Origin of the sequence: Parasynechococcus sp., assembly GCF_045559935.1 — a bacterium.
Classification (GTDB): domain Bacteria; phylum Cyanobacteriota; class Cyanobacteriia; order PCC-6307; family Cyanobiaceae; genus Parasynechococcus.
On record NZ_JBJLJL010000008.1, the window covers coordinates 688,892 to 700,560 of the forward strand.

Here is an 11,669-nt window from a genome sequence, read left to right on the forward strand (position 1 = left end):
GCTGAATGACGACTTCCCCCCCCGCTCGGGGCAGCCTCACGCACGAGCCCGATCGCTTCAGCGATGAGGCCTGGGATCTGCTGCTCGCCGGGCAGGATGTGGCCCGCCGCTGGCGCCATGAGCAGCTGGATGTGGAGCATCTGCTGCAGGTGCTCTTCAGTGATCCCGCTTTTCGCCGCTGGATCGCGCCGCTGTCGGTGCGTCCCGAGGATCTGCTCGATCGCCTGGAGGACGTGCTCGCCGAACAGCCTGCCGGCCGCGGCGATGAGTTGTTCATCGGGGAGGACCTTGAGGAACTGCTGGAGGCGGCGGAGCGAGCCCGGCAGCGCTGGGGGTCGCGATTGATCGATGTTCCGCATGTGTTGCTCGCTCTCGGTCGGGATCCCCGCATCGGTGCTGAGCTCTTCGCAGGCCTCGGACTGCCGGCGGATCGGCTGGAGGCCCAACTGCGTCAGCCGGTGATGCAGCCCTCTCCGAGCCCGAGACCTGTGGACCCACCGGTCAGTGAAGGCCCCGTGCGGTCCGCCCCCATTCCGGTTCCGGCACCTGTGCCCATGGCGCCGACACCATCCCCTGAGCCAGTCCCTGAGCAGGAGCTCGCTCCCCTGGCACCAACAGCGCTCGAGAGCTATGGCCGGGATCTCACCGCCGAAGCGGAAGCCGGTGAGCTCGATCCCGTCATCGGCCGCGATGGTGAGATCCGCAATCTGATCAAGGTGCTCTCACGGCGCAGCAAGAACAACCCTGTGCTGATCGGCGCTCCCGGAGTCGGCAAGACCGCCATTGCCGAACTTCTGGCTCAGCGCATCGTCGCCGGTGAGGTGCCGGAGTCTCTGCAGGGGCTCCGGCTGGTGGCGCTGGACCTCGGTGCCCTGATCGCAGGAGCCAAGTTCCGAGGTCAGTTCGAGGAGCGCCTGCGGTCGGTGCTGGAGGAGGTGAGCGGCTCCGACTCAGGAGTGGTGCTGTTCATCGATGAACTCCACACCGTGGTGGGCAGTGACCGCAGCAGCACCGATGCCGGCAGCCTGCTCAAACCGGCTCTGGCTCGGGGTGATCTGCGCTGCATCGGTGCCACGACGCCGGAGGATTACCGGCTCACCGTTGAGAAGGATCCCGCCCTCAACCGACGCTTTCAGCAGGTGTTGATCCGAGAGCCCGATCTGGCTCTCAGCCTCGAGATCCTGCGAGGCCTCAAGGAGCGCTACGAGCTCCATCACGGGGTGACGATCACCGATGAAGCGATCCAGACCGCCAATCGTCTGGCGGACCGTTACATCAGCGATCGCTGCCTGCCGGACAAGGCGATCGATCTGATCGATGAGGCCGCTGCCCAGCTGAAGATCGAGGTGACCTCCAAACCCCAGGTGGTGGAGGAGGCGGAAGCGGATCTGCGACGGGTGGAACTGGCGTTGCTGGCGGCGGAGCAGGCTCCGGAGGAGCAGCGGATCCAGCTTCAGCGCGAACGGTTGGAGGTTTCGCAGCGCCTGGAGGGTCTGCGTCGCCGCTGGCAGCAGGAACGCAGCCAGCTCGAGGAGCTTGCACAGTTGCTGCAGCAGGACGAGGACCTGCGTCATGCCATCGCTGAGGCGGAGCGTCAGGGGGATCTTGAGGAAGCCGCCCGGCTTCAGTACGACCAGCTGCACACGGTGCAGCAGCGGAAGGAAGAGCTAGAGGTTTCTCTGGCGGAGGCTCAGGCGGCCGGCACGGCCCTGCTCCGGGAGCAGGTGGAAGCCGGTGACATCGCTGATCTTGTGGCCCGCTGGACCGGGATTCCCGTGCAGCGACTGCTGGCCGGCGAACGTCGCAAACTGCTGGCGTTGGAGGCCCACCTCGGCGAGCGCGTCATCGGTCAGGTGGAAGCCGTTGCTGCCGTGGCCGCCGCGATCCGGAGGGCCCGGGCCGGCATGAAGGATCCGCGTCGCCCCGTCGGCTCCTTTCTGTTCCTGGGTCCCACGGGCGTTGGCAAGACCGAGCTCGCCAAGGCCCTTGCCTCGGCGCTGTTCGATGAGGAAGAGGCCCTGGTGCGCCTGGATATGAGCGAATTCATGGAGCGCAATGCGGTGGCCCGTCTGATCGGAGCGCCGCCCGGGTATGTCGGTTACGAGGAAGGGGGGCAGCTCACCGAAGCGGTCCGGCGTCGCCCTTACGCCGTGCTGCTGCTCGATGAGGTCGAGAAGGCCCATCCCGATGTGTTCAACCTGCTGCTGCAGGTCCTCGATGACGGACGTCTCACCGATTCCCAGGGGCGGACCGTGGATTTCCGCCACACCGTCGTGGTGATGACCAGCAATCTGGCCAGTCGCGCCATTCTTGAGGACGCCCGTCGGGAGACCTCGGATGTCTCCGGGCTGGACCAGCAGGTGGAGGCGGCGCTGGCGGCTCAGTTCCGGCCCGAATTTCTCAACCGCATCGATGAGCTGATCCGTTTCCATCCCCTGCAGATCGAGGATCTCGTCCGCATCGTGCGTCTGCAGCTGGCCGACCTTGCATCTCTGCTGGCCGAGCAGGGGCTCGCTCTGCAGGTCGATGACGCGGTGGCGGAGTTCATCGCCCGCCAGGGCTTCGAGCCGGAGTACGGCGCCCGCCCGCTGCGCAGGGTGCTGCGACGCCAGCTGGAGAACCCTCTCGCCACGGAACTGCTGGAGGACCGCTTCCGCGGTGTTCAGGGCGTTCGGGTCGCTCTGGCGGATGGTGAGGCGGGCACTCTCGCCTTCAGCCCATGGGGAGAAGAGGTGCATCCGGTAGGGTGACTGTTTGGCGAGGTGCTGAGGCCCCTTGTCAACACCCGGTTCCAGCCCCGTGAGCAGCCCCACTTCCGAGGACACCACCGCTGCAAGCTCAGAGATGGATGCCGAATCCCCCCGTCAGGGCGGGTTTCTGGCCGCCACGGTCGATGAGCTGAAACTGGTGGTCTGGCCCAGTCGTCAGCAGCTGTTCAGCGAATCCATCGCCGTGATCCTCATGGTCAGCCTGTCGGCGGCCACGATCGCTGCGGTGAGTCGCTTCTTCGGCTGGGCTTCATCCCAGGTGTTCCGCTGATCCGCACCCACTCTTCCCCTGTGTCTGACGATCTGATCACAACGGACGCCGCCGAGGTGCTCGACCTTCCCGCTCCCAACGAGGGGGAGGAGGGAACGCTGTCGGAGGAGACCGGAGCCAAGACGGCCATCGCCCGCTGGTATGCCGTTCAGGTGGCATCGAGTTGCGAGAAGAAAGTCAAAGCCACGCTCGAACAGCGTGCCGTGACCCTCGGCGTCAGCAACCGCATCCTGGAGATCGAGATTCCCCAGACGCCCGCTGTGAAGCTGAAAAAGGACGGCAGCCGGCAGTCCACGGAGGAGAAGGTCTTCCCCGGCTATGTGCTGGTTCGCATGGTGCTGGATGAGGACACGATGATGGCGGTGCGAAGCACCCCGAACGTGATCAACTTCGTTGGTGCCGAGGATCGTCGTGCCACGGGCAAGGCTCGCGGCCACATCAAACCGCGTCCCCTCAGCCGCACGGAGGTGGACCGCATCTTCAAGCGGGCTGCGGAGAAGAAGACCGTGGTGAAGGTCGATCTCACCGAGGGGGATCAGATCCTGGTCACCGGCGGTCCGTTCAAGGACTTCCAGGGCGAGGTGATCGAGGTCTCCGGCGAGCGCAACAAGCTCAAGGCGCTGCTGTCGATCTTCGGACGGGAGACCCCTGTGGAACTGGAGTTTTCCCAGATCAGCAAACAGAACTGACCAGGCGGCGGCCGTCTCCCTGCGGAGGGCGGCCCTGGAGGTGGTTCCCCACCTCGCCGCATCGGGCCCGAGGGTCCGGTGATCCGCAGCTGTCCAAACCCCCCAGCCGATGGCCAAGAAAGTCACAGCAGTCATCAAGCTGGCCCTGCAGGCCGGCAAAGCCAACCCTGCGCCACCGGTGGGCCCTGCCCTCGGTCAGCACGGGGTGAACATCATGATGTTCTGCAAGGAATACAACGCCCGCACGCAGGACAAGGCCGGGTTCGTGATCCCGGTGGAGATCTCGGTCTACGAAGACCGCAGCTTCACCTTCATCACCAAAACGCCTCCGGCGTCGGTGCTGATCACCAAGGCCGCCAAGATCGACAAGGGCTCCGGTGAGTCCGCCAAGGGCAACGTCGGATCGATCAATCGGGCTCAGCTCGAGGAAATCGCCAAGACCAAGCTTCCAGATCTCAACTGCAACAGTGTTGAGTCTGCGATGCGGATCATCGAAGGCACCGCCCGCAACATGGGCGTCTCCATCAGCGACTGACGTCGCGATTCCTTCATTCACTCTTACCGGGGGAGACATCACTGATGTCGTTCGCACCCCACATCTGTCATGCCAAAAATCTCCAAACGCGTGGCCAGCCTGGCCAGCAAGATCGAAGATCGTGCCTACGAGCCTCTCGAGGCGATCTCGCTTGTGCGTGAAAACGCCACAGCAAAATTCGACGAAACGATGGAGGCTCACGTCCGCCTCGGCATCGATCCCAAATACACCGATCAGCAGCTGCGCACCACCGTGGCGCTTCCCAACGGCACCGGTCAGACCGTGCGCATCGCCGTGGTGACCCGAGGAGAGAAGGTCGCCGAAGCCAAGGCGGCTGGCGCTGAACTCGCCGGCGATGAAGACCTGGTGGAGACCATCGCCAAGGGCGAAATGAATTTCGATCTGCTGATCGCCACCCCGGACATGATGCCCAAAGTGGCCAAGCTCGGTCGTGTGCTCGGCCCCCGCGGTCTGATGCCCAACCCGAAGGCCGGCACTGTGACGGCGGATCTGGCCGGGGCGATCAGGGAATTCAAGGCTGGCAAACTTGAATTCCGCGCCGACCGCACCGGAATCGTGCATGTGCGATTCGGCAAAGCCAGCTTCACGGCGGAGGCGCTTCTGGAAAATCTCAAGACACTCCAGGAGACGATCGATCGCAACAAGCCCAGTGGTGCCAAGGGCCGTTACTGGAAGAGCCTGTATGTGACCTCCACGATGGGACCTTCTGTGGAGGTGGATTTCTCGGCTCTGCAGGACATCCAGCAGGACGGCTGAACCCCTTGGTTCTATAGTTGACGCTTGGCGAAAGCCAAATCTCGGGCACGCGCCCGGCCAGAGACAGCAGGATTTCCAGAGCCCGATTCCATTCGGGCTCAACGAAGTAATCCCTGCCGAGGCAGACGCGACACGGTTTTTTCCCCTTTTGGGTTTGGATCGGCACGCGGCCTCGTCTTCGTTTTGAAGACTCGATCGGCCGCGTGTCCAGCTTGTTCCCCCTCGATCCGATCCAATCCCTATGGGCCGCACGCTGGAGAGCAAGCAGCAGATCGTCGGAGAGCTCAAGGAGCTCCTCGCCGAGGCCGAGCTGGCACTGGTTCTTGATTACAAGGGCCTGTCCATCAAGGAAATGTCCGACCTGCGGGATCGACTGCGGGCCGGCGACGGCATCTGCAAGGTGACCAAGAACACCTTGATGCGCCGCGCCATTGATGGTGACAGCTCCTGGGCCAACCTCGATTCCCTGCTGACCGGCACCAACGCCTTTGTCCTGATCAAAGGCGATGTTGGTGCTGGTGTGAAGGCTGTTCAGGCCTTCCAGAAGGACACCAAGAAGTCCGAGACCAAGGGCGGCCTCTTCGAAGGCAAGCTCCTGTCTCAGGACGAGATCAAAGCCATCGCGGATCTCCCTTCGAAGGAGCAGCTCATGGCTCAGATCGCCGGTGCGATCAATGCCGTGGCCACCAAGGTCGCGGTTGGTATCAACGAGGTTCCCTCCGGCATCGCGCGAGCGCTCAAGCAGCACGCCGAAGGCGGCGAAAGCTGAGCACTCTCTGCCGACATCACTGGTTTCACTGATCTGTTGCTTCTTCATTCACAACCATGTCCGCAAAAACCGACGAAATTCTCGAATCGCTGAAGTCCCTTTCCCTGCTTGAAGCTTCCGAGCTGGTCAAGCAGATCGAGGAGGCCTTCGGTGTGTCCGCCGCCGCTTCTGCCGGCGTCGTGATGGCTGCCCCCGGCGCTGCTGCCGGTGGTGATGGCGGTGAGGCCGCTGAGGAGAAGACGGAATTCGACGTCATCCTCGAAAGCTTCGATGCTTCCGCCAAAATCAAAGTCCTCAAGGCCGTGCGCAATGCCACTGGTCTTGGTCTCGGCGATGCCAAAGCACTTGTGGAGGCTGCTCCCAAGCCCATCAAAGAAGGCATCTCCAAGGACGAAGCCGAAGCTCTCAAGAAGGAAATCGAAGAAGTTGGCGGAAAGGTCACGCTCAAGTGATCCTTTCAGCCGGCTCGATGCCCGGTATCGGTCCCTGCTTTCAGGGACCGTTTTTTTTGTCCGATTTTTGTTCAGCAATAAAAAAACCCCGCCAAAGGCAGGGTTTTTCGGGTGGTAGGCATTCAGGAGTCTGTCCTTGTTTCGACCCTGAAGAGGCGTACAGCACTCCTCACACACTCAGAAACTAGAAGCGCGGTACGGCAGTGACGCGCCGTTCAGGTCGCTCTCTCAAGTGTCACTGTGACACTTGGCGGCTTCACCGCCCGTAAGGAATCACCTCAAGCCTGATCGGTTGGCCAGGGCTGAGCGTCCCCCGCGATGCCAGGCGGGGAGGAGCCGAGGGAGCCGTCGGGGCACCGAGCCGAGCGAAGCTGTCACCGCTGTCACCACCCGCGGCCCGCGCAAGCAGGCGGTTCATCGGGTCAGGGTGGGCGAAATACACATGACTCAGGGTCCGCCCTCTGTACACACGACGCTCCAGGCGCCAGCCATCGTCCAGACGAAGCCTGACGAAGCCGTTGCGATCGCGAGCAGGGATGACGGCACGACCGATGGTGACCGGTGTCGTGCTGCCGCCATGGCCTGCCTGCAGTTCCAGTGTGCTGCCTTTCTGTCTCAGACTCAGCCTGTAGCGGGTGCCCAGATCCTCTCCTCCACTGCGCAGCGAGTAGCCATTGCTGTCGAGATAACGGCTGCAGATGCCGGCGAAGTTGAAGGTGTTCAGCGTGGGATCCATCAGTCCGTCGGCTCGTGCTGTCCAGCACAGCGGCCGTTGTTTGATCTGCTCCAGCACCAGCAGTTTCCAGTCGCTTCGACCGACCGGTTGCGCCAGAACCGCGAATCTCTCCTGACGCAGCGGTTTGCTGTCAAAGACTCCCCTGGCCGCCAGCCCGGCCGGCAGCAGCAGCGAGAGTGCACCGACTGCGCTCACGCCCACAGCTCGGCGGTAGGTTCGCCACATGTGCGCCATCACGGGAGCACGTGTTGTACCGGATGACGCAGGCGGGAACCAATGGCTGATGGACGGGGGCGCGTGGTGGCTGCAGCCACGGATGGCGCCTGCAGCGGCAATCCCGGTCCTGGGGGCTGGGGTGCGCTGCTGCGGTTCGAGGACGGAAGTGTGGAGGAGTTCGGCGGGCATGACCCGGCGACCACCAACAACCGCATGGAACTCCAGGCAGCCCTCGAGCTTCTGAAACGGTTGAAGGAGCTTCCCCGACATCCCGATCTGACCCTGCGCACGGACAGCAAATACCTGATCGATGGCCTGGGCAGCTGGATGCAGGGCTGGAAACGCAGGGGCTGGAAGACCGCCGCCGGTAAGCCGGTGCTCAATCAGGATCTCTGGGTGGCCCTGGATCAGGCGAGGCTCCTGGATGTGCCGCTCACCTATGTGAAGGGTCACAGCGGTGATCCTGACAACGATCGCGTCGATCGCATCGCGGTTTCGTTCTCCCGTGGCCTGGGTCCTGACCTTCAGACGACCTCCGAAGCAGCGGACGAGCCCGCGCCAGCACCGCTGCAACAGTTGCTCAGCCGTCTCGAACTGGCCGATCGGCTTGCCGCAGGAGGCTTCACGCTTCAGGTCACGGAGCTGGCGCAGTTGGTGGAGCAACCCATGCGTCAGCTGGAGGAGCGCAAGGAACCATGGATCTGGAGGGACTGGCTGGTGGAGCCTCTCCAGGGGCAGCGATGGCGGCTGCAACGCCGCGAGGCAGGATCAGGAGAACCTTGATCAGCTGAATGGCTCCATCACCGTCAGCAGGATCGATCACCAGCGGCGCCTTCTATCGGCGCTGGCTGGCTCCGATGCTGGCCCGGGATGAGGGGATGGATGCCGAGCAGCTGTCCAGGATGGCCCTGGCTGCTCTCGCTCAGGCGAGTCTGCGGCGCCGCTGGCCGGGAGTCTCCACGGTTCTGGCAGGTCTGGCCATGGATCTGCAGCGCCGGGATCTGCGCCTCGAACAGGTGTTGTTCGGCTGCCGCTTCGTCAATCCGGTCGGCCTTGCGGCCGGTTTCGACAAGAACGGAGTGGCTGCCGGCATCTGGGACCAGTTCGGGTTCGGCTTTGCTGAAGTGGGCACGGTGACCTGGCACGGACAGCCTGGAAATCCCCGGCCGCGTCTGTTCCGCCTGGCGGAGGAGCAGGCTGCGCTCAATCGCATGGGCTTCAACAACGACGGTGCTGAGGCTCTGCTCCGGACCCTGAACCGGCAGGTTCTGCCGGCCCGGGGACAGCGTCCTGCCGTTCTCGGCATCAATTTCGGCAAATCGAAGATCACACCCCTTGACCTGGCGCCCGACGACTACGCCTCATCCCTCGAGCTGCTGGCTCCCCTGGCTGATTACGCGGTGATCAATGTCAGCTCTCCCAACACCCCCGGGCTGCGTGATCTTCAGGACACCACGCAGTTGCGCCGGCTGGTGGAGCGGTTGCGTCGTCTGGCAGGTTGCCCGCCCCTGCTGGTGAAGATCGCGCCTGACCTCGAGGATGAGTCGATCGACGGAATCGCCCGACTCGCTTTCGAGGAGGGGTTGGCAGGGGTGATCGCGGTCAACACGAGCCTCGACCGTCTTGGCCTCGAGCGCCGACGCCTCGTGCAGACCGGGCGGACCCTGGCGGAGGAGCCGGGCGGTCTCAGTGGCGTCCCTCTGCGGCAGCGCGCCATCGAGGTGATCCGCCGTCTGCGGGCCGGAGCCGGTCCCGCTCTCCCGCTGATCGGCGTGGGTGGCATCGACTCTCCTGAGTCCGCCTGGGAGCGGATCACGGCTGGAGCCTCCCTGATCCAGCTGTACACCGGATGGATTTTTCAGGGTCCAGATCTGGTGCCGCGCATCCTGGAAGGGTTTCAGCAACAGCTCGATCGTCATGGCCTGCGCACGGTGAGCGAAGCGGTGGGCAGCGGTCTGGCCTGGCGGGGTGAGGACGGGCCGGAGAGTGGCTGACACCTGTTCAGCCGCTGAACAGCCGATACTCTGCCCGCAGTGGTGCGCCACCTTTGGCCCTGCTCTCCTTCGCTGAGATTCCGCAGCTGCAGGCCTTCACGATGTCCGTGCAGCGCCTGCTGAAGGCTCAGCCCGTGCTGGCGGTGGTGAGCGATCAGCATCTGGTGGTCTGCTGGCAGCGCAGGCAGACCTGGTTCTGGCGACTGGGCCACTGGGCCCCGGACAGCTGCCGTGATGGTGTTCCCCTGCTGCGGGAAGCCATGGGGGAGCTGCTGGCCGATCTGCTGTTTGAGTCAGACGTCCTGGGCGCGGAGATCCTGCTGGTGTTGCCGGAGGCGTCCTGCGACTGGCGCGTGCTCGAAGGGGCCAGTCTGAGTCGACTTGAGCAGGCCGAGGACCGGTCCCAGTTGTTGTCCGAACTGACGTGGTCGATCGATCCCGATGCCACGGTGCTGGCGCTCTCCCCCTGTGCTGATGCTGTTCTGGCGTTGGGAGCGGCGCGTCCGACCGTGCAGGCCTGGATCGAGGTGGTTGAGATGGCGGATCTGCCTCTGCGGCGGATGGACTGGTGTCTCAGTGCGGGCTTGCGCGCCCTGAACCGGTTCTGTCCTGATTGGACCGGTGATCTTGCCTGGCTGCTGCACAGCTGCCGCGGTCTGCGGCTTGTGCTGATCCGCGCCGGCGTGCCCGAACTGGATCGCTGCGTGTCCTTGGACGTCGACGACCCCCTTGCAGCCTGGGAGCAGCTGGTGCAGGTGGTCGATGCCTGGCAGCAGATCAACCCTGCTGCGCCGCTGGGCTGGTGGCTCTCGCTTCCGGCGAAGGAGCGGGATGGATGGGCTGGTCGCTGCGTTCAGGCCAGGGGTGACACCCGGCTGGATCACGAGATCCCAGGAGCTCCGGTGGCCTGGGATCCCCTGGACTCCTCCGAGCTCGATCCTGTGGTGGAGTTGCTCCTTTCAGCACTGCCTGGGGAACGGGCCTGATGAACGAACCCCTCCGCCCCGATCTGCTGCGTGAGCATCGCCTCGCTCTCGGCCTGCCGGCATTGCCCCCTCCGCTGCGTCCCGCCCGCGGGCTGCTGCTGCTCGGGGGTGGTCTGGGGATGGTGGTGGTGCTGGCCAGCCTTGCTGTGCATCAGCTGCTCTTGGCCCGGGAACAGGCGCTCCAGCAGCAGGTCGACACTCTCGCGTCCGTGGAGCAGCGCGTTCAGCGCGCTCAGGCGCGCCTGGCGCAGCTGACGCAGCAACGAACAACCCTTGAGGCGGACACACGTCGCATCGTCGATCAGCTGGTGTCGGTGCGCTCCGGTTCAGCCTTCCTGGCGCAGTTGCAACGGGTCACCCCTGCTGATGTTCAGTTGAAGACGGTGCGTGTCCAGCCGTCTGAGATCAGCATCAGCGGCGTGGCCCGCAGCGCAGGGGGGACCGGCGCCTACGAACGCATCAATGCGCTGGCCCTGAATCTGGAGGCTCTGCCCGCGGTGCTGAGCGATGGTGCTGTTGTTCAGAAGGCGACCGCAGAAGAGGACGGGCTCACCTCGTTCAATCTGAAGGTGGCCATCGATCCCGCGGTACGCACCTCTCCGGAGGATCTTCGTGCTCTCGGTGCCGACGGACTGGCACGCCGCTATGCCCTTCTGCGCGATCGCGGGCTGGCGCTGTGACCAATCTCAACCCCGCAGCCCGCCGTCCGTTCCTCCGTCGCGATCACCTGCTGGTCGGCGTCCCTGCTGTCGCCGGTGTCCTCATCTCCATCGCGGTGCTGGTGCTGCTGGTGCAACCCGCCCGTCAGCGGGTGGGAGAACTGGAGACGCGGGTCGGGGATCTTCAGGCCCTCCAGCGTCGGCTGCCCAATCTGGAGGGGGAGCTCGATGGGGCATCCCTGGCCCTGCGTCGTGCCCAGCTTCAGCAGGGTCTGCTGGTGGATCTGATCGCAGGACGTGATCGCATCCGTACCTTCCTGGCCCTGCTCAATCGCGAGGCGGCGGGCTCGGGTGTGGCCATCCAGCTCTATGAGCCCATGGCCTCGCAGGCAGCGGCAGCATCTCCTCCCCCACAGGCCGGCCAGGGGGAGAAGGCAGCCAAGCCGTCCGGTGATCCGCTGCTGGCCCTGGGCTACACCAAAACATCGATCGCCCTGCGGGTGCTCGGGCCCTACGACGGGCTGCAGAGGTTCCTGCAACGCATGGAAACGCTGCAGGTGCTGGTGGAGAGCAGTGATCTTGCCCTGGAGAGTCGTGACGACGGGGAGATCAGCCTCGGCCTGCGGCTGAGTTTCTATGACCGCCAACCATCGTCGGAGTCTGAGAAGCCCGCTGCTGAAGCCGATCAGCAGACTTCGACACCACCTCCGGCCTGAGGCTGGTGGCCTGCCGGTGCCATCGATACCATCCGCGCAGACACCACCCTCCGGAGTTCCGTTCAGGCGTGCTTTTCAACGGATCCCGGAGATGGCTGCCC

13 protein-coding genes are annotated in these 11,669 nt (G+C 64.3%); 12 read left to right on the plus strand and 1 reads right to left on the minus strand.

Annotation, left to right across the window (positions count from 1 at the left end):
* Positions 1–5: 5 nt before the first annotated feature.
* The 7 genes from ACJ0G7_RS08000 (at position 6) to rplL (ending at position 6,261) form a co-directional block, all read left to right on the plus strand.
* Entirely contained in the window at positions 6–2,750 is a 2,745-nt protein-coding gene (locus ACJ0G7_RS08000; protein WP_407395668.1) for an ATP-dependent Clp protease ATP-binding subunit, read from the plus strand.
* A 49-nt stretch (positions 2,751–2,799) separates the two neighbouring features.
* The gene (gene secE, locus ACJ0G7_RS08005; RefSeq protein WP_071839710.1) at positions 2,800–3,039 is read left to right on the plus strand and encodes a preprotein translocase subunit SecE; all 240 of its coding nucleotides are present in this window, start codon (positions 2,800–2,802) and stop codon (positions 3,037–3,039) included.
* 20 nt (positions 3,040–3,059) lie between these two features.
* Entirely contained in the window at positions 3,060–3,728 is a 669-nt protein-coding gene (gene nusG / locus ACJ0G7_RS08010) for a transcription termination/antitermination protein NusG (RefSeq protein WP_043693474.1), read from the plus strand.
* Between the two features lie 109 nt (positions 3,729–3,837).
* Positions 3,838–4,263: a 50S ribosomal protein L11 gene (gene rplK / locus ACJ0G7_RS08015; RefSeq protein WP_043693471.1), complete on the plus strand. Its 426-nt coding sequence runs from the start codon at positions 3,838–3,840 to the stop codon at positions 4,261–4,263.
* 69 nt (positions 4,264–4,332) lie between these two features.
* Positions 4,333–5,040 (plus strand): 50S ribosomal protein L1, encoded by a 708-nt coding sequence (rplA, locus tag ACJ0G7_RS08020; RefSeq protein ID WP_043693468.1) that lies wholly within the window; start codon positions 4,333–4,335, stop codon positions 5,038–5,040.
* 241 nt (positions 5,041–5,281) lie between these two features.
* Positions 5,282–5,809 carry a 50S ribosomal protein L10 gene (rplJ, locus tag ACJ0G7_RS08025; RefSeq protein WP_043693464.1) on the plus strand — a complete coding sequence of 176 codons (528 nt, stop codon included), beginning with the start codon at positions 5,282–5,284 and terminating at the stop codon, positions 5,807–5,809.
* A gap of 56 nt (positions 5,810–5,865) precedes the next feature.
* A complete protein-coding gene (rplL, locus tag ACJ0G7_RS08030; protein ID WP_043693461.1) occupies positions 5,866–6,261 on the plus strand; it encodes a 50S ribosomal protein L7/L12 in 396 nt (131 codons plus the stop codon).
* Positions 6,262–6,517: 256 nt separating this feature from the next.
* Here rplL and ACJ0G7_RS08035 read toward each other — a convergent pair whose 3' ends face one another.
* A complete protein-coding gene (locus ACJ0G7_RS08035) occupies positions 6,518–7,222 on the minus strand; it encodes a DUF3747 domain-containing protein (RefSeq protein WP_043693456.1) in 705 nt (234 codons plus the stop codon).
* Between the two features lie 51 nt (positions 7,223–7,273).
* Between ACJ0G7_RS08035 and ACJ0G7_RS08040 the strand changes: the two genes are divergently transcribed.
* From ACJ0G7_RS08040 to ACJ0G7_RS08060, 5 genes are read left to right on the plus strand one after another with little or no spacing between them, the layout of a single operon-like run.
* Positions 7,274–7,996, plus strand: a complete 723-nt coding sequence (locus tag ACJ0G7_RS08040) for a ribonuclease H (protein ID WP_043693453.1) — start codon at positions 7,274–7,276, stop codon at positions 7,994–7,996.
* 8 nt (positions 7,997–8,004) lie between these two features.
* Positions 8,005–9,207 carry a quinone-dependent dihydroorotate dehydrogenase gene (locus ACJ0G7_RS08045; protein WP_407395669.1) on the plus strand — a complete coding sequence of 401 codons (1,203 nt, stop codon included), beginning with the start codon at positions 8,005–8,007 and terminating at the stop codon, positions 9,205–9,207.
* Between the two features lie 53 nt (positions 9,208–9,260).
* On the plus strand, positions 9,261–10,193 hold the full coding sequence (locus ACJ0G7_RS08050) for a hypothetical protein (RefSeq protein WP_043693446.1): 933 nt from the start codon (positions 9,261–9,263) through the stop codon (positions 10,191–10,193).
* Positions 10,193–10,873, plus strand: coding sequence for a PilN domain-containing protein (locus ACJ0G7_RS08055; protein WP_407395670.1), 681 nt, complete (start codon positions 10,193–10,195; stop codon positions 10,871–10,873). The genes ACJ0G7_RS08050 and ACJ0G7_RS08055 overlap by 1 nt, the downstream gene beginning before the upstream one ends.
* A complete protein-coding gene (locus tag ACJ0G7_RS08060; protein ID WP_043693439.1) occupies positions 10,870–11,568 on the plus strand; it encodes a hypothetical protein in 699 nt (232 codons plus the stop codon). The genes ACJ0G7_RS08055 and ACJ0G7_RS08060 overlap by 4 nt, the downstream gene beginning before the upstream one ends.
* Positions 11,569–11,669: the final 101 nt, after the last annotated feature.

Excerpts from the sequence above, each read along its gene's own strand:
- ACJ0G7_RS08000 (WP_407395668.1), top strand. The coding sequence starts at position 6 with ATGACGACTTCCCCCCCCGCTCGGGGCAGCCTCACGCACGAGCCCGAT.
- rplK (WP_043693471.1), top strand. The coding sequence starts at position 3,838 with ATGGCCAAGAAAGTCACAGCAGTCATCAAGCTGGCCCTGCAGGCCGGC.
- rplA (WP_043693468.1), top strand. The coding sequence starts at position 4,333 with ATGCCAAAAATCTCCAAACGCGTGGCCAGCCTGGCCAGCAAGATCGAA.
- rplJ (WP_043693464.1), top strand. The coding sequence starts at position 5,282 with ATGGGCCGCACGCTGGAGAGCAAGCAGCAGATCGTCGGAGAGCTCAAG.
- rplL (WP_043693461.1), top strand. The coding sequence starts at position 5,866 with ATGTCCGCAAAAACCGACGAAATTCTCGAATCGCTGAAGTCCCTTTCC.
- ACJ0G7_RS08035 (WP_043693456.1), bottom strand. The coding sequence starts at position 7,222 with ATGTGGCGAACCTACCGCCGAGCTGTGGGCGTGAGCGCAGTCGGTGCA.
- ACJ0G7_RS08040 (WP_043693453.1), top strand. The coding sequence starts at position 7,274 with ATGGCTGATGGACGGGGGCGCGTGGTGGCTGCAGCCACGGATGGCGCC.
- ACJ0G7_RS08045 (WP_407395669.1), top strand. The coding sequence starts at position 8,005 with ATGGCTCCATCACCGTCAGCAGGATCGATCACCAGCGGCGCCTTCTAT.
- ACJ0G7_RS08055 (WP_407395670.1), top strand. The coding sequence starts at position 10,193 with ATGAACGAACCCCTCCGCCCCGATCTGCTGCGTGAGCATCGCCTCGCT.